This is a genomic window from Paenibacillus sp. OAS669, from assembly GCF_014873645.1.
Classification (GTDB): Bacteria; Bacillota; Bacilli; order Paenibacillales; family NBRC-103111; genus Paenibacillus_S; species Paenibacillus_S vulneris.
Genome location: NZ_JADBDR010000013.1, coordinates 167,538 through 193,705 on the forward strand (window position 1 = coordinate 167,538; position 26,168 = coordinate 193,705).

The window sequence follows — 26,168 nt, forward strand, 5'->3', positions numbered from 1 at the left end:
ATAAACCGGCCTGTGGATATGTTGATAGGTAAAGCTGAATCTATACACAGACTTTGCTTGAGGATTGTTAATTTGTGCATAAACCTGTGTATAATTGACCTGATTTGGGAGATCAAAGCCTGTTATTCTATAAAAATCGATAGAATAGGCTCTATCAGATGCTTTCTTACGGGGCGGGCTGAAAATTTGCCGGGAACATGTTACACTAAGGTGATGAGACTATAACCGGAGCTTACGTAAGATAAACCAGTTTTATCCGATTGTAAGCACGTCGGGCGCGAAGGAGCGCACAACCAATAGGAGGCTAATCATGCTGCTGCAAGTATCGGGCATTACCAAAAGCTACGGGATTAATACCGTGCTTTCCAATATATCGCTGCAAATCGAGGCCAGGGAACGGATCGGGCTGGTCGGCGTGAACGGCGCGGGCAAATCGACGCTGCTGCAAATTATTGCGGGAGAAATGTCGTATGATTCAGGAGATATTTTCAAGGCTAAGGAAACGAAAATCGGATATCTGAAGCAAAACAGCGGTCTCGTATCGGACCGTTCGATATGGGATGAAATGAAGAGCGTGTTCGCCCATTTGGAGGAGGCGGAGCAGGAGCTTCGCAAGCTCGAAATGATGATGGCGGATCCGGACGTATTGGCCAGCGACAAGCAGACGGAAGAAACGATGAAACGGTACGCAGCCTTATCGGAATGGTTTAAGGAGCAGGGCGGATATGAGGCGGAGGCGCGCATTCGCGGCATTTTGCACGGAATGGGCTTCGGGGATTTTGCTCCCGAGACACCAATCCACACCTTAAGCGGAGGACAGAAAACAAGGCTTGCCCTGGCGAAAATGCTGCTGCAGGCGCCTGACCTGTTGCTGCTCGACGAGCCTACGAACCATCTGGACATCCCTACTCTCACCTGGCTGGAAGGGTATCTGCGCTCTTATTCCGGAGCGATTCTGGTCGTATCCCATGACCGCTATTTTCTCGACGCTCTCGTTAATGCCATCTACGAAATCGAGCGTACGACGTCCAAGCGCTACACAGGCAATTATACCCGGTACGTAGAGACGAAGCAGGCCGAATATGAAATCCAGATGAAGCAGTTCGAGAAGCAGCAGGAAGAAATCTCGAAGATGGAGGAGTTCGTTCAGCGCAATATTGTTCGCGCCTCCACTACCAAACGGGCGCAAAGCCGCCGCAAAGCGCTCGAAAAAATGGAACGGCTGGACAAGCCGCTCGGCGATTTGAAGCGTGCCAGCTTCGCCTTCGAGGTGGAGCAGCCGTCAGGCAAAGAGGTTCTTCAAGTCAGTGACGTGTCCATCTCCTATGACGGACGCAAGCCGCTGCTGCATAATGTATCGTTCCAGCTTCGCCGCGGAGACACGGCCGCATTGATCGGACCGAACGGTATCGGCAAATCGACGCTGCTGAAGACGCTGATCGGCTCCCGGCAGCAGGATCAGGGAGAGATTCGCTGGGGAGCAAATGTGCGTATCGGCTACTACGATCAGGAGCAAAAGGGACTGAATCCTAACAACACCATCCTCGATGAGGTGTGGAACGAGTTTCCGAATTTGGAGGAGGCCCGCATACGGACCGTGCTCGGCAGCTTTCTGTTCAGCGGGGAGGACGTCTTCAAAAAAATCGCCGCGTTAAGCGGAGGCGAAAAGGCCCGCGTCTCATTGGCCAAGCTGATGCTGCAAAAAGCCAATGTGCTGATCCTGGACGAGCCGACCAACCATTTGGATTTGTTCAGCAAGGAAGTGCTCGAATCGGCGCTTATCGATTATGAGGGCACACTGCTCTTCATCTCCCATGACCGGTATTTCCTGAATAAAATGGCCGAATCCATGCTGGAGCTGAAAAGCGACGGCGTCACCACGTATTTGGGCAACTACGATGATTATGTGGAGAAAAAGCAGGAGCTTGCCGAAATGGAACAGCAGCGGCAGGCGGCGGAAGCAGCCAAGCAAAAAGGCGCCGGCAGCAAGACATCTTCTGCCCCGGCCGCTCCGGATAACAGCTACGAAGCCAACAAAGCGGCCAAGCGTGAGGAACGCACCAAGCAGCGCAAGCTGGAGCAGCTCGAGCAAACGATCGCCAAGCTGGAGGAAGAGCTGGCTCAGCTTGAGGAGGAGCTGGCGCTGCCGGAAGTGTACAACGACTATGTGCTTGTACAGCAGAAAAACGAAACGATCGAACAGAAAAAAGCCGAATTGGCCGACTGCTACGAGCAGTGGGAGCAACTGGCGGAATAATAGAACGAGGGCGTCTGTGTATTCAGACGCCCTCTAGTTTTAGGAGCAGCAGCGGAATGCTGCTGTAGACAATCATCGTTGCCGCGGCGACGATGCCGGAATCATTGAGCAGCAGCGCCGCAATGGCGCCGATGACATTGGCCGCGCACCCGTACATGATGTACGGGTAGCGCCTTTGCCAGCGGCGGAACAGCCCGCGCGGCCGAAGCACGAGCACCGCCATGACGATCAGGCTGGTGAGCAGCACCTTGCTCCAGGCGGAGACGCCGATCAGATGCCAATTCATCTCCAGCTTGCGCATGATGATGACGCCGATCAGATCGAAACGTCCCTGGAGCAGCGTGTGAAAGGCGCGGCCGATATGGCTCTGCTTATCGGCTGAGCCGACCATGGCTGCGCTGGCGTTCAGCAGCCACAGGCCTACGAGCGCTGCCGCCAGCAGCAGCGCAAGGGCGGGCACGGCGCGCACCCAGCGGCGCCCGCCGGCCAGGCGCGCGCCGAGCGCGCCGAAGGCCACCGCCGCGGACAGCGCTCCGCCGGCGTTGGTGCCGAGCGTCGGCGCCGCGAGGTAGCCGGCGACGGCGGCGCCGACAGCCGCTGCCGGCCAGGTGCGCCACGCGGCACCGGCGCGGGCCGCAAGGCGGCTGCCGCGCAGCGCGCCCGGGGCTGCAGCCGCGCGTGCGGCCAAGCCGCTGCCGGCGCGAAGCAGCGGCGCGAGCCGGCCAGCCGGCGGCAGGCGCCAGGCCGTTACGGCGGCGGGCTCGGAGGCCGGGCCGTGCAGCAGCGCGGCGGCGTAGGCATCCGGCGGCAAGGCTCCGGACGAAGCCGCCGGCGAAGCGGCAGAGTCCTTGCCTCCCTTCCCCGTTCCGGCGGAACGTCGCTTTCCTAACCGCAGCGATTGCTGCATGGCGGTAAGTCCAAGCAGGGAAGCCCCAAGCAGCACCCCCATACACTCGTTGCCCATTCCGTAATACCGGGCACCGATCATCGGATCATAACCAAGGACCGACCTCTGCATCGCCCTAGCCCCGTGCATGCCGTCGTACAGCAGCAGCAGCGTGACCACGATGCCTATCCCTGCCAGGCAGACCACGGTCCTCCCCGGCTTGGAAGCGGCATAATACGCGCAGCACACGCTGATGGCAAGTACAGAGCCCAATGCCAGTATGGTGCTGAAAACAGGAAGCTCGCTTGGCAGCCATCCCATAGATAATAACCCGGCAGGCGCCAGCAGCAGTGAAAACAGCAAGCCGACGCACACCATCACAGATCTTCTGCCCATCAATCTGCTCCCGAACATAACCGCGGCCAGCACGGCTAGCATCACGGCGATCTCATATATAGCGAGGCCATATAAGAGCGGAGGCCTTAAGGCATAAACACTCTGCATGCTGCGCACCTGCTGAAGCAGCGCCGGAAGCGCCTCCTCCTTCCGTTCGGAATGTATCGGCAGCCCCAGCATCGCTTCGGGCTTTTCGATTCCGAATCTCTCCAGCAGCGTGGGAGCCAGATCAATCAAGGAAACGATCCCCGATCGGCGTGTGGTAGCCGAAGTCAGCAGGGCTTCTTCCGCTTGGACCGACGGAGCATACATCAATAACGGAGCCAAGTAGGCTTTGGCTCTCACCGCATCCGCATTGACTTGCGGGCTAAACAGCCACAGCTCGTTGTGCTCGGATGCCGGTGCTTGATCTATCATTCGAACAGCTTCGCCAACAAAGCGGTCCAGCTCCGATAAAACCGCCAGCTTCATTCGTTCAAACGCAGCCCTGGAATAGGCTACTTTCTCATCGTACAGCCTTGCAAGATCTCCTATTTCCATTAAGGCAACGGATGATGCAGGCTGCTCGCGCCATCTATCCAGCATCCATCGGGTATCGGTCCGCAGCCCTGCAGGCCAGTAGGGGTCATTCAGCTGACCGCCGCTGACATCCCCATGGGCTACTTCATTCACGTCATTCATCAGCATTAGCGGGGCGTACCGGCGAAGCATACGATTCGAGTCGGCGTTCCATCCTCCTGCCGGTCTTGCACGATCCGCGTTGCCCCATACACTTATTCGTACGCCTGCCGCTTCCAGCTTCTGCCCGAGTGTTCCCGGAGCAGCCCGATAATAATTCGTTGCATTCATTCTGCGCATGGCTTCGGCATCCTTCACGAGGATAGCACTTTCGGACGGACGGCCGGTAAGCCGCTGAATCCATTGGGCTGCCTCCTGGCCATATATCAGCTCGCTGCGCTGCAAGCCCTGCACCCCCGGCCCTCCTTCGGCGAAATGACCCGCACCTATCGACAAATACACATCCTCCAGTCCTTTTCCCGGAGTCCGAATGTTCAGCGAGCCCCAATGAGCCCCTTCACGGAGACGCATCAAAGAAGGCAGAGCCTCATTCCAGGCAGGCGAAAGCTCCACGAATGAAAGACCAGGGACGGAAAGAATCCATACTTTTTTATGAACTGCCTGATCGGATGAAGGGTACGCTTGAGATAAGGACAACGAAGGTTCTGCCCCAGCGGCAGCTTGTCCGAACGGTAACAGGCACATGCTCAAAGCAAGAATGATACGAGTTATCCACTGTGGATTCATGCAGCAATCTCCTTTTTCCATGAATAGTCTCCGCAGCCATCAGGCATGCTGAAGGCAACAACAGTCCCCAGACGTTATCCTGCTTATCCAAGTACATTCCCCCAATTTCCTCCTTTCTATCCAGACTGTGCATATTTCCACTCGCAATTCAACCTATCCACAAGCTTATTCACAACAACAGAAATCATTTTCCCTTAGAAAACCAACGTTTTCCTGTGGTATCCACAAGGATATCCACATTATCCACAAGTTGGCTGTTCATAGTTTATCCACGTTCATCCCTTTCCTTTGGGTATAATGAACGTTGATTTACCGCACCTTTACAAACTTATGCACATTATACACAGAGGCTGTGGATAACTATTATCCACAGCCCTTAGATGCTCTCTAATCAGCTTTATAGTTTCAGTTGTCTACTCCCGTCGTTTTCCAATATAGAGCAGGTGCGGTGAAACCCCCAATATGTAGGGATTTTCCGCGGTCTGCTTTATCAAATCCAGCACTTTCGAGAATTCCTCTTCGCCTCTGCTTCGCCAATAATTCCATTGCTCCGGTTGAAGCAAGGAAGCTATATTGGAGGAACCGATCATTTTTATCGTCTCGAAGCCATGTGTCTCCATAAAGGGCTGGATATCCTCAATCGGATAATAGTACGCCCCGGTAAACCGCTTTTCATCCTGATGATCGAACGTGCCTTGCTCCATAAATCGAATGAGGTTATCCGCCGTATCATTAGGCTTCCAGTGCTGAGGCGCCATCAGGGAGGTCAGCAAATGCCTCACCCTAGGCATGAAGGCGACAAAAATGATCCCGCCAGGCTTGGTTACCCGGTACAGCTCCTTCACGGCGGCTATCCGGTCCTGCTCCTGCTGCAAATGGTATAACGGTCCAAGCATGAGGGAGGCGTCAAAGCTGCTATCCTTCAGTTGGTGCAACGATACCGCATTGGCTGTATAGAAGCCTTCGAACCGTTCGGCGAGGCCTGACTCCGCCGCCTTCATCCTGGCCGCTTCGACCAGTTTGACCGTTAAATCCGTCAGCGTAACCCGGTAACCGGCCTCCGCCAGCTTCATCGCATATTTGCCGGGACCGGCTCCATTATCCAATACATGCCCTTCCTGGGGAAGATACCTCCGTATGAAATGCCAGTTGATCCAAAATTCAATCGGCTCGCGGTCCAAACGGCCCCACTCATCAAAAGACTCATAATATTGCACGATACGATTCATCATGTCTCACTCCTTTTCCGAATTTGGTAATGGGAAGCTTCCTTCATAGAGTCTGGATGCAGAAAATACATTATGTGCTTCACCTATTGGTTAACGGAGGCTGCTTAATGGCCTGCTGCAGATACTCCCTCTGTCGACTCACTGAACGCCCCTTGCTCACGAACCGCCTGATTGCATGCCGCCATGAAGGCCTGGGCTACAGCCATCAGCACATCGCGATTCTCCGAGACGCCTCTGTAGCTTTTTCCGCCTGCCTTTACCGTTACGATCGCTTCTCCGCTCGCTTCCTCTCCGGAGGACAAGGAATACAGCTCCAAATCGTCAAATTCGACTTGGATCGGCAGCACTTCCCTCATCCCCGCCACCAAGGCTTCAACAGGAGCCTCTCCTGTTCCCGAACAGATCCGTTGCTCGCCTGTAGCGTTATTGGTAATCGTGCAGGACGCCATCCGGTGACCTGTCGTTCCGGTAAGCACTTGGGCATGAACCAAGGTATACGGCTCCAGTACCGCATTCACCGTACTGCCAACCAGCCCCATCAGCTGATGATCTTGAACGACCTTTTGCTGATCCGCCAGCTCTTTAAATCGGGTGTACAGGACTTCCATTTGGTCATCCGTCAGCTCCACCCCGAATTGGCTTACGCGATGCTTGATCGCATGACGTCCTGAATGCTTGCCCAGTATGATCATGCTCCGCGGAATCCCCAGCCGGTCAGGGTCCATAATTTCATACGTATTGCGGTTTTTCAGCAAGCCGTCCTGATGAATGCCCGCTTCATGCTGGAATGCATTGCGTCCTACTACCGGCTTATTGAAGGCGATCGGAATGCTCATGGCGCGGCTTACCTTCTGAGATATGGAATAAATATGCTCCGTCCGGATGCCGGTCTCCGCTCCCAGCGCTTCTTTGCGCGTTTCAATCGCCATCGCAAGCTCCTCCAAAGAACAGTTGCCGGCACGTTCGCCTACGCCGTTCACGGTGACCTCCACTTGGGTGACTCCCGCGCGAATCGCAGCCAGACTATTGGCTACAGCAAGCCCCAGATCGTTATGGCAGTGTGCGCTGAATTCCACCTGGCTGCTGCTTCGAACGTTTTTCATGACCCGGGTGAACAGGGCGCCGTATTCTTCCGGAAGGGCGTAGCCTACCGTGTCCGGAATATTAATGATCGTGGCTCCTTCTGCAATCACCGCTTCGATGATCTCGAATAAAAATTCGTCTCCGGTTCTCGTCGCATCCATAGGTGAGAATTCAATGCGATCCACAAACCGCTTCGCATACGCCACCATGGAGCGAGCGATTTGAATCACCTGCTCTCTGGATTTACGCAATTGGAAATCCAAATGAATATTCGAGGACGACAAGAACAAGTGCAATCTCCGGCGCTCTGCCGCTTCTGTAGCGCGGACCGCCGCATCGATATCCTCCTTAACTGACCTGGCGAATCCGCAAATTTCTACGCCTTGAACCTCCCGGGAAATCCGCTGAACCGCCATGAAGTCTCCAGGGCTTGAAATCGGGAAGCCCGGCTCGATAATATCGACGCCCAATTGGGCAAGCTGCTTGGCGATTACGATCTTTTGCTCCGGATTCAACGACGCCCCGGGTGCCTGCTCTCCATCTCTCAAGGTCGTGTCAAATAGATGGATCCTTCTCATTTGGCCTGCATGTGCCGCTTGATTATCGTTATGGTTTGCATTATGGTTTGTCATTGGTAACGCCTCCTCTAGGTTTTAAAAACTGCTCATATCGGACTGTGGAACCATTCCCCCAAAGTAACGCGAGCTTTGAGACAGCTTACAGGGACTACCGGTGAAAAATAAAAAACCTGCCGCCTCTACAGAAGAGACGACAGGCCTTCGGCCGCCGCGGTACCACTCTCGTTGACCCTCTCCGTCCGGAAAGGCGTCCACCTCGTTCGCAAAAGGGGCCTGCCGGTAAGCATATGCTGACCGATGACCTGCCTTATCGCGTCCCCCGTTCACGTGGGGCTACTCCGTCGAAACCTAGTTTCCAGCGATTACCTGGATTTCAGTCCCGCCGCTCCCGGGCGAGCTTCATACATCCGTCGACTGCGTCGCACCACCCCGCAGCTCTCTGTCCTCCGGATTGCCTTACTACTCCCGTTCCTAGCGTTTTCTGGATATCTATTTGTCGTTCCTTCGTTTGTATGAACCGTGTTGTTTGGAAACCAAAAAAGGCCTGCCATCTCCTGTAAAAGAGACGACAGACCTTACCTATCGCGGTACCACTCTTGTTGGTTCGGCTGCACAGCCTAAACCCACCTCGTGTGCTTACAGAATGAATCCCTAAGCACGCCTGATCACGGAGGCATCCGTTGAAACTTACTTGCCGATGCAGCGCTACATCGTTTCAGTTCCACCGCTCCCGGGCGAGTTTCGCAGGCTTCACTGACTGCGTTGCACCATCCCGCAGCTCTCTTGACAGTTCGGCCGACTACTGCTCCCGTTCCCAGCGTTTTTGATATTGTTTGCAATTATAGTATGCGCTTTTTGAAAAGTCAATGCATGATTTGGAATTCTTTTTCCAGAAATATAACTCTACAAATTAGGATCACGGCTTTAAAGCTGTTTCATCTCTTTTGCAGGAGGACCTGAATTTAAAAAAAGCCCCGGTCTTCCCAAATAGGAATACCGAAGCTTTTACCGCCCGAAGCATTATCCTTCGCTGCCGAAAAATGCATAGCGCAAGACAATCAAAATAGCCAACACCCACATGAGCCAATGAACCTTGTGCGTGTTGTTTCCGCCTATACGGGAGAAGGTGGCCAGAATCACGTACGTCACAACGCCGAATGAAATTCCGTTGGCGATGTTGTAAGTGAACGGAATGAAAGCGATCGTGAAAAACGCTGGAATCGCGACAACAAAATCTTGAAAATCGATTTCTTTAACGGATTGCATCATCAGCACGCCGACAATGATCAAAGCCGCCGCTGTAGCGGAGCCCGGAATCAGAGCCGCAATTGGAGCCAGGAAGAGAGCGAGCAGGAAGCATACGCCTGTAGTTACAGCGGTCAGGCCCGTACGTCCACCCTGTGCTACACCTGCAGAACTTTCGACGAATGCCGTCACGGTGCTTGTACCCACCAATGCGCCGCCGCTGACCGCAAACGCGTCAACCATCATGGCTTTCCCTACTTTTTTGTTGCCTTCTTCTTTATTTTTCATAAACCCTGCACGGTTTGCCGTCCCTACCAGCGTACCGAAGGTATCAAACAATTCGACAAAGGTAAAGGTCGCAATGACCGAAATAATCCCTGTATTCAGAACGCCCTGGAAGTCAAAATGGCCTAAAGCCAGCTTGGACAAGTCAGGAACCCACGTCGTTTTCGCATCTGTCAAAGTACCCAGGTTGACTTGACCCATGAGCAATCCGACAACCGTGGTCAGCAAAATACCGAACAAAATCGCTCCGCGGACACGAAGCACCATCAGGATGGAAATCAACAAAATCCCGACGATACAAAGAACCACATTCGGATCCTTCAAGCTGCCCATATGAATAATCGATTCGAACGAAAGCAGATCCGTATATTGATGAGCCTTCACATCGTTGCTCGTTTCTACTGCGATCGTCATCATCCCGCTGTTTTTCAAGCCGACGATCGTAATAAACAATCCGATACCTACTGTAATCGCGTGCTTCAAGCTGTCAGGCACAGCAACCAGCAGCAATTGACGAACCTTCGTTACCGTCAACAAAATAAAAATCAAACCGGAAATAAATACGGCCGCTAATCCCATTTGGTACGTGAATGTACCCTGCGAAGCCAAAATCACCGTAGCGAAATAAGCGTTCAATCCCATACCTGGAGCCAAAGCGACCGGAAAGTTAACGAAAAGTCCCATCGCGATAGTCATTACGCCCGCGGCAATAGCCGTTGCCAAAAATACGGCAGTCCAGTCCATTCCGGTAGCACCCGAGCCAAAGTTACTGAGAATGTTCGGATTTACGGCCAAAATGTACGCCATCGTCATGAACGTGGTCAGACCCGCCATAATTTCCGTGCGGACGTTGGTACCGTTTTCCCTCAGCTTAAACAATCGATCCATTCCCCAAATCCCTCCAATGGTTTTTGGAACAACGAAAAAATCCGGCTTTGATCGATGATCAAACGGCCGGATTCACAAGCAAAGCGGATCAGGGCTTGTCAATGCCCCCCGAAACCACAGAAAAAGGCTTGCTTTTAAGCCCTCTTGTGTCATTTCAGGGGAGCACCGTGCGCCTTCCGCTTTGTTTGCTCGTAGCCAGATCATTTACGGTGATCTCGTAGAGACTCCCAGGCCAATTCCCGGGATTATACGAAACAGTTATTCCCTAATATTCATCATTTATTCTAAAATTCATGACGAAACTTGTCAATGGATTTTCCCGAACATTAATGAAAGTTTTTTTGTTCTCGTTCGTTTATTTTGCTCAAACTTCCTCTTATAGGAAAAGCTTTAACCAAATATGAATGGCTTCTTTATGAAAAAAGAGCCCCTCCTCTTCATGAGGAGAGACTCTTGGCAGGCGAGAAGCTCGCTCTATCGATAACAAATTCAAACTATTCCCACTCGATCGTTGCAGGCGGCTTGGACGTAATATCGTACACAACGCGGTTGACGTTATCCACTTCGTTGACAATACGAACGGAGATTTTCTCCAGAATGTCCCAAGGAATACGAGCCCAGTCGGCGGTCATGCCGTCGATGGAGGTTACTGCACGAATACCTACGGTGTAGGAGTACGTACGGGCATCGCCCATGACGCCTACGCTCTTCATGTTCGGCAAAGCCGTGAAATACTGCCAAATTTCGCGGTCCAGACCGGCTTTGGCAATCTCGTCGCGCAAGATCGCATCGGATTCACGAACAATCTCCAGCTTCTCTTCGGTTACTTCGCCCAACACACGGATTGCAAGACCCGGGCCTGGGAAAGGCTGACGCCATACGATAGCCTCCGGAAGGCCGCACTCCAGACCTACTTTGCGCACTTCGTCCTTAAACAAAGCTTTCAAAGGCTCTACCAATTCAAACTTCATATCCTCAGGCAGCCCGCCTACGTTATGGTGAGACTTGATCGTATGAGCTGTTGCGGTTCCGCTCTCGACAATGTCAGTATACAAAGTACCTTGAGCAAGGAAAGCAAAATCGTCGAATTGTGTCGATTCTTCCTCAAACACGCGGATGAACTCGTTGCCGATGATTTTACGTTTTTGTTCCGGATCGTCTACGCCGGCTAATTTGCTCATAAAACGTTCGCGAGCGTCTATTTTGACCACTTTCATGTCGAATTTGCCGACAAAGGTGTCCATAACGCCTTCCGCTTCCCCTTTGCGCAGCAAACCATGGTCGATGAACATACATGTCAATTGATCGCCGATCGCTTTATGAACCAGCATCGCCACAACAGAGGAATCCACGCCGCCGCTCAGCGCGCAAAGGACCTTCTTGTCACCCACCTGGTTGCGGATATCGCGTACCGTATCTTCAATAAAGCTTTCCATGCTCCATTGGCCTGCACATTCACACACATTGTATAGGAAGTTTTGGATCATGTCGTTGCCGTACACCGAGTGGCGCACTTCCGGATGGAATTGAACCGCGAACATCCGTTTCTCCGGATGGCTCATAGCCGCTACAGGAGCATGCTCCGTGCTGGCATCGATGATAAACCCGGTAGGAGGCTCTACTACCAAATCGCTATGGCTCATCCACACCGTTTGCTTCTTGTCCAGGTTATGAACCAGTCTGCAGTGGTCGGCAAAATCGACCTCGGCTTTTCCGTACTCGCGCTTCGAGGCTCTTTCCACTTTCCCTTGCAGTTGATGGGCCATCAGCTGCATGCCGTAGCAAATGCCGAGAATAGGCACGCCCAAGTCATAAACCGCAGGGTCTACCAGCGGGGAGTCCTCGCCGTATACGCTGGCCGGCCCTCCGGAGAACACGATGCCTTTGGGTTGAAGCTGCTTCAGCTTCTCCGCTGGCGTGTTGTAAGGCAAAAGCTCGCTGTAAACTCCCAAATCCCGAATCCGGCGGGCGATCAGCTGGTTGTACTGTCCTCCAAAATCGAGCACAACAATAATTTCATTCGGCTTGTCCATAATTTCCTCCTTAGAGTTTTTTGAAGAAAAACTTTCTTCGTAAGCGTTACTGAGTTTTGCTTTAGCAAAACTTACTTCGTAAGCATTGCTTGAGTTTTTGAAAAAAACTTCCTTTAGTAAGCCTTCGCGGGCGCAAAACCAGATTCACACGCAAGCTCCCGCCTTTTTGTTTCACCATCAAGACTTGAAGCTCTGCTCTAAATCAATAGACATTATTATAAGCTTCCATTACAGAAAGGGCAATGCCTCCATCGAAAATGCATAATTAGGCAAAGAGTAAAGCGCTTCATAGCTAGTATTTCCCATTGTTTTAAAGATAAATGACGATCATCATGAAGTCTCACGAAGCTGTACTATTTAAACGGCAAAAAAGCCTGCGGCCTTTGCGTTAAAGGCTCACAAGCTTTTGCGTATATTTTGCCATGCTTCATGAAGCTGGTGTCGGGTTACCGAGGATGCACCCGCATGGTATCGAATCCGCTCCTGCAGCCGGATAAACCGAAGGAGCATTTCCCGCTGGGTATCGTTGCTGTAGGAACGGGTCAGCGCGTATTCCCGCAGCGTTTGTGACGGTTCGGCACGGCCCCATCGCCGCTGCAGCTTCCTCCATAGACGGTCGGAAGCACGTTGAACGGCATAAGCACGAACGCCGTGCAGCCTTGCGGCCCTGGATAAGAGCGAGAGTCCGGCTTCCTGTCCTTCCTTCTGGTAGGCGGAGGCTTTTGCCATTCTCTTCATCCACAGGCGGATAAGAAGAGCTGCTAAGCAGCCTGCCGTTATCCAAATGGATAGCGGCAGCCAAGGCCGCATCCCCAGCCATGCATGGCGGATACGTTCGGGCACATCACGAATCAGGGTGGACAAAGCCTCCAAGAGGCTCCGTCCGGTGTGCATAAGCTGGGTAAGAGAAGGAGCAAGGCCCAAAGCCTGCTGCCATAAGGAGGCATCCGGCCCCTCGTGGGATGAAGCCGCAGCAGAAGCCGTCCGGGCGTTACTATCCGCCGCGGCCGCCCCGCCGTAACCGGGGGTAGGGTCAAAAGGCACCCACCCTGCCGAAGGTACATAAACCTCAACCCAGGAATGCGCGTTTTTATTGCGAACCTCCACATGGTATATAAGTGCTCCGTCCGCACCGCTCGTTTCCGTGGAAAGGACCTGTCCGGGAGAAAAGCCCTTGACCCATCGGGCAGGAACGCCAACCGAGCGCAGCATGACCGCCATCGCGGTAGAAAAATGATCGCAATAGCCCATTTGCTGCTCGAACAAAAATTGATCGACGAAATCCTGCCCCTCGCCCGGCGGCCGCGACTGCTCCATACTGTAGGTATAGTGGCTCCTTAAATACTGTTCTATTGCTTGAGCTTTGGCATACGGTGTCGGACTATCCTTCGTGATGCTGTAGGCTAAATCGGTGATCCGCGACGGAAGCTTGTCGGGCAGCTGCAGGTAGGCGGCATCTGCTTCAGCTACCAGGGCATTCTCCTCAACGGGCTGCCCCTTCCCTTGGGAATTCCAAGGCGTTACCTGAACGGTGTAAGACGATAACGGATCTGCCAACGCGGGCAAGAAATACCGGCCAGACCATCGATCTCTCCACACCCAATCCGGAGAAATACTATCCCCATTCTGGGATATGAGCGAATCGATTCGGGTCAATTCACCGCCCAGAAACAACTGAGTAAACCGCTGTTTGAGAACAATTTGCTGAGTGATGGCCGGTCGAACCGCTTCTTCCGGGAGAACTGCCGTTTTTACTTCCGATGGTTCAACCCCGCTTTCCTTGGGCTGAGAGGTAACTCCAACTTGAACCGGATCGGAATCCGATGCATACCATCCTTTGCCGGTATAGGTGGACTTGGAATCGCCTCTCCAATAGGTCAGCTTTGCCGTTGTGGCCAAGAAGACGACGGTATCATCCTGGGTTAACGGATACCCGAGACGGGAATCATCCGAGCTGTAGCCTGTTCTGGCAGCGGAGGCCGGCCGGTTGTCCGTACCTTTCCCCTCAAGAAAATGAAGCCGCTCCTGCCATGAGGCAATCGGACCCGACCAATCGATAGGCTTCCCCTGAACCGGATGCTGAAGCGCACCGGCCCATGCTCCCAGCATGAAAAGTGCCGTCAGCACGCAGCTTGCCGCAATAGGAGTCCACAGGACTGACCGGTCCGGATGTGGCGAAGATAAACCGTCGTTATGTACGCTCGCGCCATGAGTCCCGATTCGCTTCCAGCGGGTCCAGCGCTCCGCTTGAAGCCATCCCTGGAGCAGCAATCCGGCCCCGGCAGCACTGATCAGCCCAGTTGACATATCCGTGTCAAAAATCAGCTGCAGCGCCACAAGATAAATCAGTGTCATCAAAATGAACCAGAGCAGCTGCTGGCGGTCCGCCACAAAGGACTGCAGCACCCAGATGAAAAAGGCCCATCCCGTTAAAAACAGCATCGTGCGAGTCGTCGGCGAGATGTAGGCCAGCTGCCCCCGGACTGCGTGAACCGCGTCGTTACTCAAATCATGCAGCCAGGATACCCACCATCCGGCTCCCGGCAGCCATTGGCCGCTATGAAGCACCGAGGCTGCCGCCAGAATGATCACCGCCCTGATTCCCCAGGCAGCCGGCCCCGGCATACGAAGCGTATCTATAGCAAGGAAAAAAGCAAAGGCAATTAAGAATGGCGCGATCCGGTAAACCTCCGTGAATTCGGACAGCTGCTGGAGCGGTACGAGCCAGGCGCGGATCAGCCAGAACAGAAGCAGCGCGTAGCCTATGCGCAGCGCCCAGGGTTGGTCCGGCTCAGCCGTATCGTTAAGCGCCGGCTGCGGCATGCTTGGCTTCGGAGCCATAGCCCTCACCTCCCCCGGCGGCGCGCCGATTCGCTGCGCTGACCGCCGTGAACCGGCAGCCGGCAGCTTCCGCCTGCCGCCGCCACTCTTTCACGGCGTCGGGAGATACGTCCCCGCCGTGAACGTACACCATGTGAACGGCGCGCTCCCGCAGCCGGAACAGGACCCGCAGCAGCTGCTCATCCGGCTGCGCCGTGATGACGGCGATGTCAGCCCCGCGTCCGCCGTGCAGCGCCTCGCGCTGTACAGCGGATGCCAGGGGGCTATCGCCGTCGCACGGCAGCTGCGCAAGCAGCTCGAGCAGCTCCGCGAAGCGCTCGCGGCCGCGCGCTTCAATGGACCGTCCTTGCCGGTCCGTGGCGGCAAGGCGCACACCCATGCCCAGCTGCAGCGCACGCTGGGCGAGCCCTGCCGCGGCCTCAACCGCCGTCCCGAACGCCGCAGCGTTCGGCACGCCCTTGGCCGCGTCGAGGCAGATGAGCAGCCGGTCGCTGCCGGGCTGCTCGGTTTCCTTCGCGCGCAGAGCGCCCGCGCGCGCGGTCGAGCGCCAGTGGATCCGGTTCAGCGGATCCCCCGGCGCATAGGGCCGCGTCCCGTACGCCAGCGTGGACGCGGCCTGCCGCTGCAGCCGAGGCTGCGGCCCCGCGGACGGGAGCTCCTCTCCCGCCCCTATAGCAGCCGTCTGCAGCTGCAGCGGCCTTGGCAGCACCAGGATGCGGTGCTGGCCGGTTTGGATGCTGCGGCGCCGGATACGCAGCAGCCCGAAGGCGTCGATGATCCCGACGCCGGACTCCTCCAGCCGGTATAAGCCTCGCGGCATACCGGGCAGCCGCAGCACCGCTTCCCCGGTGCCGTTCGGCTGCAAACGCACCGTATCGCGAACGACGATCATTTCACCGGTACCGGTATTCATCCAGCGCTCCTCCACCAGCAGCCAGCCGAGTGGCATAACCATGGCGCCGTATCTCAAGCGCAGCTTCAGCTCCAACGCCTCCCCGCTCCAGCAGCGAATCGGCTCCTTCGTTCGTTCTACACGAACCGGACGCATCAAGCCCACGGCTCCGGCGCCGATGTACAGCAGCAGGAAGCTTAAGCCGTAAAAGCATATCCATGCCGAACGCCCTCCCAGGGCATTCGCCCAATACCAGGACGCTCCCCAGCTTAGGAACAAGAACAACATCATCAGCACATTGCGCATCGCTGCTCCTCCTTACTGTGCCGGGGCATAGCGCCGTGCCGGAATCGGTGTCGCCGCGGCGATGGATTCCAGAATCGGTTCGCCCTGTTTGTCCGCCAATGAAGCCTCTGCGGTCAGCATCAGGCGATGGGCAATGACTGGAAGCAGCATCTGCTTCACGTCATCGGGAATGACAAAGCTTCTTCCGGACAAAAATGCCCGTCCCTGGGCTGCCCGCATCAGAGCAATAGACGCTCTCGGGCTTGCCCCAAGCGCAATGTCCGGATGTCTCCTCGTCGCGGCCGCCAGCTGGACGATATAGTGCTTTACCGTATCATCCACATGGACCCTTGCCGCTTCCTTTTGCAAAGAAGCGAATTCCTCCGGCAGCATCAGCGGACGAAGCTGACTGATGGGATGCCGCTCCTCCACCCGGTTAAGCAGCTCCACTTCCTCGGCCGCGTCGGGGTACCCCAGACTTAATTTCATCAAAAAACGGTCGAGCTGGGCTTCCGGCAGCAGGAAGGTCCCGGCAAAATCGATAGGATTTTGCGTAGCCAGCAAAAAGAAAGGCTCCGGCAAAGGGTACGTTGCGCCGTCCACCGTAATTTTGTTCTCCTCCATGGCTTCTAGAAGCGCCGACTGCGTACGCGGTGTCGCCCGGTTCAGCTCATCGGCCAAAACGAGATTCGCCATCAAGGGACCGGGGCGAAATTCAAACTGTGACGTTTGCTGATTAAAGATGCTGCTTCCCGTCAGATCCGACGGCAGCAGATCCGGTGTGCATTGAATGCGCTGGAAGCTGCAGTCTATCGTCCGGGATAAAGCGCGGACCAGCATCGTCTTGCCGACACCCGGCACATCCTCCAGCAGAACATGCCCTCCGCACAACAGAGCGACCAGCAGCTTTTCTATGACATCCCGCTTTCCAATAATTACTTTCTCCATTTGATAGATAACTCGTTCGAGCATGGCCTGCGGCGGATCAAAGAAAGATGAATGCACCTGCATAATGAACCTGCCTCCTTCAATAGATTGATTTCTATTGAATCTATTATTTCCAATTTGCGAGGCATTTAGACTCTGCTATAAACGGACAAGCCTTGTTTGACCCGTCTTCGAACCGATCTGCATAACCCAAGTGTGATAGATTGCATGCTGCCAGTTCAACTTTTTTATAAGAGTAGTCCCCCAGCCATTCTTGAATGCACGCCAAATAAGGGAGTGCTTTTTAACAGCACCCCCCTGCTACTTCATACTATAAATCTTTCATCCTATAAATCTCTTCTCCTCTACCTTGGTTGTTCTACCCGAGATGCTGTATGGAAGAACAAACGGTATAATCCCATTCATCCGTAACGAGTATAAAATAAGCCCGGGTCCCCTCGGGAATATCGGCTCTAATCTCGCGCTGCAAGGGGTCAACGGCGGCCTCGGCCACCTCCCAATTCATGTGGAACCAGTCCGATGTATCCAGTGTATAACGCAGCTCCGATGTTTTCAGCGATCCTCCAGCCATGTAACAAACTGCAGCTTGCCCGTTGGTCTCCACGAGCTCAGTCAATTGAGCAAGCGGCTGCCCACCCTTGACAATCTGATCTGCAAAGGCATAGATCTCCTTGGGACTCCATCCTTTGGCATGAGAATGGCCTAATCCGAATTGAATGCTGAGCAGCGATTCGCTGCGGCGGCTTCGGGACACTTCATACGACTTGCTGGTCAAATGCAGCGGAAAATGCGCATCTGCGTCCCCGTTCACCCACAGCATAGGCATCGTACTATGCGGCAAGTAGGTTGACGGATCCCACCATCGTTTGATTTGCTCCGCATACGTTTCGGGCATTCTGGCGAAGGCTTCGCCATATCGGTTTGACGCCTCATATAAATAACCGCATCCGTATACGGGAATGGAAAAGGCAAAACGGTGATCCACTCCGGATACTATACTTGTGACAATGCCTCCCCAGGATATTCCGTGAATCCCTACTCTGCCGGAATCCACTTCATCCAGCGAGCGCAGGAATGAATGCGACTTTATAGCGGCAGCAACGGCATGGTACATCCACTGCTCCCTGACGGGAAGAGCGTAATCTCCAAATTCCCCCTGGCGGGAGGGTCCGCTCCAATCGTGCGAAGGGCGTTTGCCATCACTATCCTTGGCTAGAGGCAGATGCCCTTCCAAGTCCATTGCGATGGCCGCATATCCCCGGTCCGTCCAGAGCTTGACCCATTCCAGAAAGGCCGTCCCTCCGCCTCCATGGACCAGTACGATGGCCGGTACTTTGGTATCAGAGGCCTCTGCAGGGACTCCATAATAAGCGAATACACGAGTCGGCTTCCCCCGGTAAGGCTCACTTTCAAAATAAATCGCTTGGATATCCCCCACGTTCAGCTCCGGGACGGGAATGACCTCAGGAGCCTGCATCAGCCTGGCAAGGTTCCATGGATGAGCTAATGGGGTTATAGATTGGCTGGACAAACGGTTCTCCTCCTCATGCACTTGGCTTCGAATTACAGAGATTATAGCACTCTGTTCAAGAGGGGGACATTGCCAATCCTAATGTAAATTTGTATTAAACTAACCTAATTCAAAAGAGGGGTGCACCTCTGCACCCCCCTTTTTCCTAGTTTACATAGTTTAATACAAGCCGGACGGGAACTCCCGCTTCCAGCGCCACACCCCGAATTCGGCTTCCATCGACATGGAGGCCCTGAACGTCCGCGACAGGCCGCGGAAGCTCAAGGTCTACCGTCTGGCTTCGGTTTCTGGAGCAAAGCTCCAGCTGCACCGTGCCCGCATCCTGATCCCAAGCGATGGAAACCTCAACCGCTCCGCGGGCAAGCAGCGGACCGGCATGGCCTTTTCTCCACTTGGACGGCAGCGCCGGCAGCACACGGATCGTGCCGTTCAAGGAGAACAGCAGCATCTCCTGAACCGCCGTGCTCCATCCCATATTGGCGTCGATCTGGAACGGAGCCCAATCCGCATCGACGCCGATGCCCATTTTGCGCCAGTCGTTATGGAATGTGTAGAAATTGTTAATGACGCACGTACGGCTCAGAAGATCCAGACACTCCAGCGCCAAATCGCCTTCCCCCATCCGGGCATAATGGTTGGACATATGGGCCAGCGACCAGCCCGTCTGCTCCTTCAGCCCGATGACCAGCCGTTTTTTGGCGGCGATGACGAACGCTTCGAACAGCTCGGGATCCCGGTCCCTGGACACTTCCGTCCCCGGGAATACGGGATATATATGGGACTGGTGGCGATGATGGTAATTATCATGGAAATCCGGATGCATCCATTCGCTTACCGCTCCGTCCTCATTAATGCGGTAAGGTCGAATCTTGCCGAGCATCGTTTTCCATTTGCCGATTTCCTCGGAATAGACTCCGGCCTCTTCTGCGCCTTCGATCAGGTGGGTAAGCACTTCCTTGGCAATGGCAAAATCCATCGTGCTGTTGATCGCTGTCTCGGTCAGCGGCTTTTTCCCCGGTCCTTGCGAGTAGTTCCCAGGGAAATTCTCCGGTGAATTCGAAGGACAGCTTACATAATACCCTTCTTCATCCTCGAAGAAGAAATCCTCGTAGAACAGCGCCGTTTCCCTAAGGAACGGCAGTGCACGCTCCCGCAGAAACTGCAGGTCGCCCGTATACAAGTAATAATCGTAATAATGCTGCGCAATCCATCCGGCCGCTCCGGTCCAATGAATAATGTGCGGCGCCTTATGCTTCAGCAGTCCTGTGTCCGGGGCTGTCGGAGCAGGTATGTAAATTCCCCGGCAGCCGTACAGCCGCTTCGCGTTCGTGCGGAAGTCGTCCAGCAGCCGGTCGAAATAATCGAACATGGCCAGCAAGAGCTCCGGCGTATTCCCCGATAATGCCTGCCAATAGATCATTTGGATGTTTTCGTTAGACATGTTAAATGCCCACATGCCCTCGTATTCACCGCACCATAGCCCATACAAATGGCATGGCTGACCCCCGTCGCGGGAGCTCGAGATGAGCAGATAGCGTCCGTACGCCCACATCTTCTCCGTCATTTCAAGCGATGCCTCCCCCTTGTAAGCGTCCAGCAGCAGCTCTTCATTGGAGCGAGCGTGGCTGCCGGCGCCAAGATCAAGACTCACCGCGCGGAAAAGACGGCCGTGCTCCTCTGCGTGAGGCTGCAGCAAGCTTAAGTAGCTCGTCTTCATTTCGGCTAAGGCTCTCTGGACCAGCGGCCATTCGGCTGCGCGCTCGCCCTTGACGAACAATTGTAGAATAACAAGAACGCTGTCCGCTCCGCTTACATGCAGTCTATCCACCCCGGACTCTAAAGTCCCCCCTTGCGGGATTACCCTGGCCACTGCGCCGAAGTCGGTTCGGTCGTCATTTTCAGCGGCATAGAATAAATATTGTCCATCCGTCTTCTGCTCCACTTTCTCCGGCAGTGTCGCCGACTTGCGAATATCCTTCGGGTCGTGAAGCTCCAGCCGGAACTCGGCCTGAACTTTATCCGGACCCTCCGCACGAATCTCATATACGATGACATCGTCGGGACGGGAGACGAACAACGAACGATAGTACCGGGTTTCACCGTCACGCCAGGTTACTGTCACTTCCCCTGTCTCCATGTTCAATTCGCGTTGATAGGCTTTAAACCCGTGCGGTGAAGGCATGATGACCTTAAGATCGGCAAGAGGAAGCGGCCAAGCCATCTTGGGTTTGTAGCCCCGCTCCTCCAGGGCATCCGCCAGAATCCGGTTGGCCTTGGGGGCGTCGCCGCCCAGCATCAGTCTTCTTACTTCCGGCAGATTATCGCTTACGTCCGGAAGCTCCGGTGTCTGGCTGCCGCGCCACAGCTCCTCGTGGGTAAGCAGAACGGTCTCCTCATATACGCTGCCATAAACCGCAGCACCGAGCTTCCCGTTGCCGGAGGGAAGCGCTTCGCGCCATTTGGCCCCCCACCACGAGGAAGGGTAGTTCAATATCAGTTTATTTTTCACAGCTTCTTGCGGCTTCATCTCCATCATCCCTTCAGTCTCTATTTCAAGTAAGCTATTGCTGCTTCATCTGATCTGCAATCGATTTGTTGATCAGTTCCTCGGCTTCCCGCAGCGCTGTGTTCACATCGGCTTGGCCCGTTGCCACCTTCTTGAACTGCGAGCGCATGATCGAAAATGCCGCCGCATCATATTTGGTGATGGACGGGAACGGCTTTGCGCTTTTATTCTTGATAAACGCTTCGCGGTTTTTCCCCTTCAATACTTCAATGTCCAGTCCGAAGTCCTTATTGATGTCCGAATTGGCGAGAATGGAGCTGTTGCCATTTCTGGCAATAAGCCGCTGCGCATCCTCGGTCAGCATTGCGCTGAGAGCCAGAAATGCCTGATCCTTATGCTTGGAGGTCGTAGTGATCATACGGGCGCCCCCCTCAACTTGAACGCCGGTATTCGGCGCCTCCGGGAAGCTCGGCAGGCTGACCACGTCGTAGTTCAACCCGTTTTTAACGGCCTCGGGCATCGAGGAGAAGAACGAGCTGGTGGAATACATCGCCAGCGTCTTGTCTTTGGAAAACAAGTTCAAGCCTTTTCCATACGTCGTCATGTCCACTTCGTTGCCGGTAATCGTATAGAACCGGGCCCAGTTTTCGAACAGCTTCTTCCATTCGGCATTGTTCACAATCGCCTTATTCGTCTTTTCGTCAATGACCGGTATCGACAGCTGATTGTATTGAACCTGGAACAGATCCTGGAAATCGTAGCCCCGATACGCCACGCCGCTGTCGGTTCTCGTTACTTTTTTCGCAAGCTCATAGACCTGATCCCATGTCATGCCGTCCGTAGGGTAAGGGACGCCGAAGCGATCGAAAATATCCTTGTTGTAATACATCGTGACCACGTTGCCGGATATCGGAAGCGCATACAGCTTACCGTCGCCCGAATTTTTACGGACCGTATCCATGACGACCGGATCTATCTTGGCCAAATCCAAGTTAAACGTTTTCACATATGGGGTCAAATCTTCCAGAAGACCGAGAGTCTGGTACTTCCCGATCGCCGAGATGTTATCCCCCAATATATCGGGCACCTCTCCCGAAGCCATCAATTCATCGATTTTTTTGGTCATCGGAACAAGCGTCATATCGATATGCGGATACTTTAATTTGACCGGCGCTACGACCAGCTTCTGGAACAGCTCCTCCGACATATTCCCATAAAAGGTAAGTGTCACCGGATCCATATTTATTTTCGCTGACGCCGCTCCGTCTTCCTTCTTTCCATCCGTTTTTTCGGAGCAGCCTTGAACAAGAGAAGCTAGCAGCACGAATGCTGACGCCAAGATGAACGATTTTTTCGTTTTTTTCATACATCGGTCCCCTTTGAATTAAAGTATTTATGAAGAAGAGGGGCCCCATTCTGGCGGACACCTCTCTCATCATCCTCTCTACTTGAATTGATATAATTGGTCCCGCAGCAGCGCCTTATCTTTATTCTCGCTGTACCATTTGGCGTACCAGTCGTCGACCTGTTTGCCGCCCGCTTTGTCCCACAAGCTCCTGGCATCGGCTAATGCCTGCTCCGGCGTATAGGAAGCCCCGCTGACGATAGCTTTGATCCAGATGTCGTCGATCTGCTTTTTGATGCTGGTATCGATCAGCTGAATATCGTCCGGCGGCGTCGGCATATGCTCCCCGTGCGTGATATCCGCTATCGGCCTCTCCGGGTTCAAGTAGTACTCATTCGCTTTTTTCATCATGCTGTAGAACTCTTTTTCCCGAGGGTTATCCTGATTCAAGGTCTCCTCATACTTGCCGCATTTGCCCTCCAGAGCGGGGGAGAACAGCATCCGGAAGTCGCCCGCATAGGATAGCTGCTTTTCCTTCTCCTTGTCGATGAAGACCGGGCAGCCGTTATTCCCCAGCGTATAATGGGTGCCTTCCATACCGTATTTCAAGGTTTTCCCTGTCGTCTCCGAGGAGATGAAGTCGATGTATTTCATAATCGCTTCCGGATGCTTCGCTTCGCTGTTCATCACTGCCGTGATCTGCACCGGGTTTTGAATCGTTGGACTGAACTGGCCGTAAGGGCTCTTGGGAAGCGGAATAACGATCACCTTGGCGGACGGATTGTTTTTCTTCAGCGACTCATAAATTTGCAGCCAAGCGGCCCCGGTCGTCTGGCCTCCCCACATGCCGATCCTCCCGTTGACCCAGTCCTGCTGCGCCTTTTGGCCGCTTTTATCCGTCAGGTAGTCCTTATCCACCAGCCCCTCGTCATACAGGCGCTTCTTGAACGCCGTGGCCGCCTTGGAGCGCTCCCAGTCATGGATCAGCTTGCCGTCCTCGACGACCCATTTGACATTCTGGAACATCGCATTGATGATTTGATTCGTAATATAAGCTAGTGATGTGCCGTAAGTGTCCTTCTTGTTATTGCCGTCAGGGTCTTGCTCTGTAAATGCTTTCAAAACTTTGTACAGGTCTTCCGTCGTCTGCGGCGGCTCCAGATTCAGCTTCTTCAGCCAATCGGCCCGGATATACAGCGCATGGTTCGTCTGCAGGCCGTTGATGATGCCGAACCCGTACATTTTGCCGTCCGGCATGGTGGCGACCGTCTTAAGGATCGGATATTTCTCCAGCAGCTGCTTGTAGGTCGTGCTGTATTGATGAATCAAATCGTCGACGGGCTTGATCTGCTTTTGCGTATAGAGCTGCCCGCGAAGCACATTGGAATAGTCAAAGATAAGATCAGGCGCGCTTCCGGAAGCGAACAGCGTAGTCAGCTTGGCCGTCGCATCATTGCGGGGAATCGCCATAAATTTCACGTTAACCGGTCCGTTGCTGTTGATCCAATCCGTCCAGCGGTTTTTCTCGATGGTCCCTTCTTCCTGGGGCACAAGCCCCCGGTCGTAGACCGTTGCGGAGATTTCGGGCTTTTTTCCGTCAGCGCCTTGCGATTGAGAGTCCTTGGTGCCGGAGCAGCCGGCAAGCGCCACTGCCGAAGTCAATACAGCCGCCACACCGGCGTTTATCCATTTGGCATATCGGTTTCTTTTCATTTCATGCTCCTCCAATAATGTACGGTGACTTCCTGTTCCCCATAGCGTATCCCTTATCCCTTGACGGCTCCGATCAACACGCCTTTCATAAAATACTTTTGCAAAAAGGGGTACACCGCGAGCATCGGAATGACCATGACCACGATCCCGGCGGTCTTGATTCCCTCCGGCGTCATCGAAGCCTGCATGTCGCTGGCATTCAGCTCCTGCAATAACGACTGGCTCTGGATCATCTGCTGGACCAGCACCGTCAAATTGTACTTATCGGTCTGATGAATATAAATCAGCAGGGAGAAGAACGCATTCCAGTAGCCTGCGGCGTAAAATACGGACAGCGTTGCGATAACCGGCAGCGATAATGGCAGCACGACCTGCAGCAAATACCTCCATTCCCCGCATCCGTCGATACGCGCAGCATCGTCCAGCTCATCGGGAATTCCGTCAAAATACGTGCGCATCACCAGCATATTAAACGTGCTGATCAAGCCCGGAAGCCATAAGGCGCCATAAGTGTTAATGAGTCCGAGCTGCTTCAGAAGCAGATAAGTCGGAATTAAGCCCCCGCTGAACAGCATCGTGAAGATAGCTGCCATAGTAAAAAAACGGCGGCAATAAAAGTAACTGCGGGATAGCGGATAGGCAGCCATAATCGTGAATGCCATACTGAGCACGACACCGACTGCCGTGATCGTGATACTGTTCTTTAATGCATGGATGATTTTGGAGCCCCGGAATAATAGGGCGTACGATTCCAATGTCCATCCCCGGGGCCACAAAGTAACGATGCCGGAAGTGACGGCATGAGGACTGCTAAGCGAAACCGCCAGCACATGCAGCATCGGAAGCAGACAGCTGACCGCCGCTATGAACAATACGATCCCGGTTATTCCATGATAGAGCTTTTCTCCCGATGTTTTCATGAGTACCTCCCGACCAAATAACGTTTCGCCGCTACCAGATGCCCCTGTTGAATTTGCGGGCTATCGCATTGGCCGAAACGATCAGAATAAAGCCTACGACGGATTCGAACAAGCCCATCGCGCTTGTCAGACTGAACTGCCCCTTTTGCAGACCTATCGTGTAGATGTAGGTGCTGATAACCTCCGATACGTTGGATACAACGGAATTTTGAAGGGTATACACCTGGTCGAAGCCGACCTCCATGACCTTGCCCATGGATAGAATGAGCATCAGGACTATAGTAGGCGCAATGCCAGGAAGGGTAATATGACGCATCTGCTTCCATTTGCCGGCTCCGTCTATACTGGCCGCCTCGTACAGACTGGTATCGATCGAAGAGAGCGCAGCCAAATAGACGATGGCACTGAAGCCTGCTTCCTTCCATATGCCGGACCCGACGAAAATGAACATCCACGACGCTTCATTGTACAAGAACGGAAACGCGCTGCCTGTCCACTGCCTGAGCCAATGGTTCAAGATGCCGGATTCCTGGGAAAATATCGTGACGACCATGCCGCCGACTATAACCCAGGACAAGAAATGCGGCAAAAAAACAAGCGTCTGCACCGTCTTCTTAAACCAGATCCTTCTAACCTCATGCAGCATGATGGTCAGCATGATAGGGAACGGAAATCCCAGGAGCAGGCTCATCAAGCTCAGCATCAGGGTGTTACGTATAATGAGCAGCGAATTCGGATTGCTGAACAGGACGTGGAAGTTTTTCAAGCCGACCCAGGGGCTGCCGAATATTCCGTCCGCAAAATTGTAGCTTTTAAAGGCGACGATAACCCCTGCCATCGGGGCATATTTGAAAATCACATAAAAAGCGATAACCGGAATAAACATGATCAGCAGCGGAAGGTTCTGCTTCAGCCTTCTTCTTCTCCGCAGGAAGAGAGAATGTCTCCTGTCGGAAGGTATCGTTATGGCGTCCAGCTGTTGACTCATCGACCCACCTCGGC

The 26,168-nt window shown here is 54.0% G+C and carries 16 protein-coding genes, 1 riboswitch and 1 other annotated feature; of the genes, 1 reads left to right on the top strand and 15 read right to left on the bottom strand.

Translation table 11 applies throughout. From position 1 onward, the window contains the following. Positions 1 to 310 precede the first annotated feature (310 nt). Positions 311 to 2,257: an ATP-binding cassette domain-containing protein gene (locus tag GGC63_RS25015; RefSeq protein ID WP_192704643.1), complete on the top strand. Its 1,947-nt coding sequence runs from the start codon at positions 311 to 313 to the stop codon at positions 2,255 to 2,257. A 22-nt stretch (positions 2,258 to 2,279) separates the two neighbouring features. Here GGC63_RS25015 and GGC63_RS25020 read toward each other — a convergent pair whose 3' ends face one another. From GGC63_RS25020 to GGC63_RS25090, 15 genes are all read right to left on the bottom strand, one after another. After that, on the bottom strand, positions 2,280 to 4,844 hold the full coding sequence (locus GGC63_RS25020; protein ID WP_192704644.1) for a hypothetical protein: 2,565 nt from the start codon (positions 4,842 to 4,844) through the stop codon (positions 2,280 to 2,282). A gap of 413 nt (positions 4,845 to 5,257) precedes the next feature. Beyond that, the gene (locus GGC63_RS25025; protein WP_192704677.1) at positions 5,258 to 6,073 is read right to left on the bottom strand and encodes a class I SAM-dependent methyltransferase; all 816 of its coding nucleotides are present in this window, start codon (positions 6,071 to 6,073) and stop codon (positions 5,258 to 5,260) included. 104 nt (positions 6,074 to 6,177) lie between these two features. Continuing rightward, entirely contained in the window at positions 6,178 to 7,734 is a 1,557-nt protein-coding gene (locus tag GGC63_RS25030; RefSeq protein ID WP_192704678.1) for a 2-isopropylmalate synthase, read from the bottom strand. A gap of 75 nt (positions 7,735 to 7,809) precedes the next feature. Further along, positions 7,810 to 8,061 (bottom strand): hypothetical protein, encoded by a 252-nt coding sequence (locus tag GGC63_RS25035; protein ID WP_192704645.1) that lies wholly within the window; start codon positions 8,059 to 8,061, stop codon positions 7,810 to 7,812. Between the two features lie 231 nt (positions 8,062 to 8,292). Next, positions 8,293 to 8,559, bottom strand: a binding site (T-box leader). A 195-nt stretch (positions 8,560 to 8,754) separates the two neighbouring features. Beyond that, a complete protein-coding gene (locus GGC63_RS25040) occupies positions 8,755 to 10,152 on the bottom strand; it encodes an NCS2 family permease (protein ID WP_192704646.1) in 1,398 nt (465 codons plus the stop codon). A gap of 172 nt (positions 10,153 to 10,324) precedes the next feature. Continuing rightward, positions 10,325 to 10,425: riboswitch (purine riboswitch) on the bottom strand. 221 nt (positions 10,426 to 10,646) lie between these two features. After that, complete coding sequence (guaA, locus tag GGC63_RS25045) at positions 10,647 to 12,185, bottom strand: glutamine-hydrolyzing GMP synthase (RefSeq protein WP_192704647.1); 1,539 nt, start codon at positions 12,183 to 12,185, stop codon at positions 10,647 to 10,649. A 396-nt stretch (positions 12,186 to 12,581) separates the two neighbouring features. Next, complete coding sequence (locus GGC63_RS25050; protein WP_192704648.1) at positions 12,582 to 15,026, bottom strand: transglutaminase domain-containing protein; 2,445 nt, start codon at positions 15,024 to 15,026, stop codon at positions 12,582 to 12,584. After that, positions 14,989 to 16,224, bottom strand: a complete 1,236-nt coding sequence (locus GGC63_RS25055; protein WP_192704649.1) for a DUF58 domain-containing protein — start codon at positions 16,222 to 16,224, stop codon at positions 14,989 to 14,991. Before GGC63_RS25055 ends, GGC63_RS25050 begins: the two co-directional genes overlap by 38 nt. 12 nt (positions 16,225 to 16,236) lie before the next feature. After that, a complete protein-coding gene (locus GGC63_RS25060) occupies positions 16,237 to 17,214 on the bottom strand; it encodes an AAA family ATPase (protein WP_079913818.1) in 978 nt (325 codons plus the stop codon). Positions 17,215 to 17,509: 295 nt separating this feature from the next. Further along, the gene (locus tag GGC63_RS25065) at positions 17,510 to 18,682 is read right to left on the bottom strand and encodes an alpha/beta hydrolase family protein (protein WP_192704650.1); all 1,173 of its coding nucleotides are present in this window, start codon (positions 18,680 to 18,682) and stop codon (positions 17,510 to 17,512) included. 145 nt (positions 18,683 to 18,827) lie between these two features. Further along, positions 18,828 to 21,209, bottom strand: coding sequence for a glycosyl hydrolase family 95 catalytic domain-containing protein (locus GGC63_RS25070; RefSeq protein ID WP_225948477.1), 2,382 nt, complete (start codon positions 21,207 to 21,209; stop codon positions 18,828 to 18,830). A 34-nt stretch (positions 21,210 to 21,243) separates the two neighbouring features. Next, positions 21,244 to 22,554 carry an ABC transporter substrate-binding protein gene (locus GGC63_RS25075; RefSeq protein WP_192704651.1) on the bottom strand — a complete coding sequence of 437 codons (1,311 nt, stop codon included), beginning with the start codon at positions 22,552 to 22,554 and terminating at the stop codon, positions 21,244 to 21,246. A 78-nt stretch (positions 22,555 to 22,632) separates the two neighbouring features. Continuing rightward, positions 22,633 to 24,246: an extracellular solute-binding protein gene (locus tag GGC63_RS25080; RefSeq protein ID WP_192704652.1), complete on the bottom strand. Its 1,614-nt coding sequence runs from the start codon at positions 24,244 to 24,246 to the stop codon at positions 22,633 to 22,635. 53 nt (positions 24,247 to 24,299) lie between these two features. Further along, the gene (locus GGC63_RS25085; protein ID WP_192704653.1) at positions 24,300 to 25,166 is read right to left on the bottom strand and encodes a carbohydrate ABC transporter permease; all 867 of its coding nucleotides are present in this window, start codon (positions 25,164 to 25,166) and stop codon (positions 24,300 to 24,302) included. Between the two features lie 31 nt (positions 25,167 to 25,197). After that, positions 25,198 to 26,154 (bottom strand): ABC transporter permease, encoded by a 957-nt coding sequence (locus GGC63_RS25090; protein WP_192704654.1) that lies wholly within the window; start codon positions 26,152 to 26,154, stop codon positions 25,198 to 25,200. Positions 26,155 to 26,168 lie beyond the last annotated feature (14 nt).

Bases quoted from the DNA above. Each gene is read 5' to 3' on its own strand.
- GGC63_RS25015 (WP_192704643.1), top strand. From the start codon at position 311: ATGCTGCTGCAAGTATCGGGCATTACCAAAAGCTACGGGATTAATACC.
- GGC63_RS25020 (WP_192704644.1), bottom strand. From the start codon at position 4,844: ATGAATCCACAGTGGATAACTCGTATCATTCTTGCTTTGAGCATGTGC.
- GGC63_RS25025 (WP_192704677.1), bottom strand. From the start codon at position 6,073: ATGAATCGTATCGTGCAATATTATGAGTCTTTTGATGAGTGGGGCCGT.
- GGC63_RS25030 (WP_192704678.1), bottom strand. From the start codon at position 7,734: ATGAGAAGGATCCATCTATTTGACACGACCTTGAGAGATGGAGAGCAG.
- GGC63_RS25040 (WP_192704646.1), bottom strand. From the start codon at position 10,152: ATGGATCGATTGTTTAAGCTGAGGGAAAACGGTACCAACGTCCGCACG.
- guaA (WP_192704647.1), bottom strand. From the start codon at position 12,185: ATGGACAAGCCGAATGAAATTATTGTTGTGCTCGATTTTGGAGGACAG.
- GGC63_RS25050 (WP_192704648.1), bottom strand. From the start codon at position 15,026: ATGGCTCCGAAGCCAAGCATGCCGCAGCCGGCGCTTAACGATACGGCT.
- GGC63_RS25055 (WP_192704649.1), bottom strand. From the start codon at position 16,224: ATGCGCAATGTGCTGATGATGTTGTTCTTGTTCCTAAGCTGGGGAGCG.
- GGC63_RS25060 (WP_079913818.1), bottom strand. From the start codon at position 17,214: ATGCAGGTGCATTCATCTTTCTTTGATCCGCCGCAGGCCATGCTCGAA.
- GGC63_RS25070 (WP_225948477.1), bottom strand. From the start codon at position 21,209: ATGAAGCCGCAAGAAGCTGTGAAAAATAAACTGATATTGAACTACCCT.
- GGC63_RS25075 (WP_192704651.1), bottom strand. From the start codon at position 22,554: ATGAAAAAAACGAAAAAATCGTTCATCTTGGCGTCAGCATTCGTGCTG.
- GGC63_RS25080 (WP_192704652.1), bottom strand. From the start codon at position 24,246: ATGAAAAGAAACCGATATGCCAAATGGATAAACGCCGGTGTGGCGGCT.
- GGC63_RS25085 (WP_192704653.1), bottom strand. From the start codon at position 25,166: ATGAAAACATCGGGAGAAAAGCTCTATCATGGAATAACCGGGATCGTA.
- GGC63_RS25090 (WP_192704654.1), bottom strand. From the start codon at position 26,154: ATGAGTCAACAGCTGGACGCCATAACGATACCTTCCGACAGGAGACAT.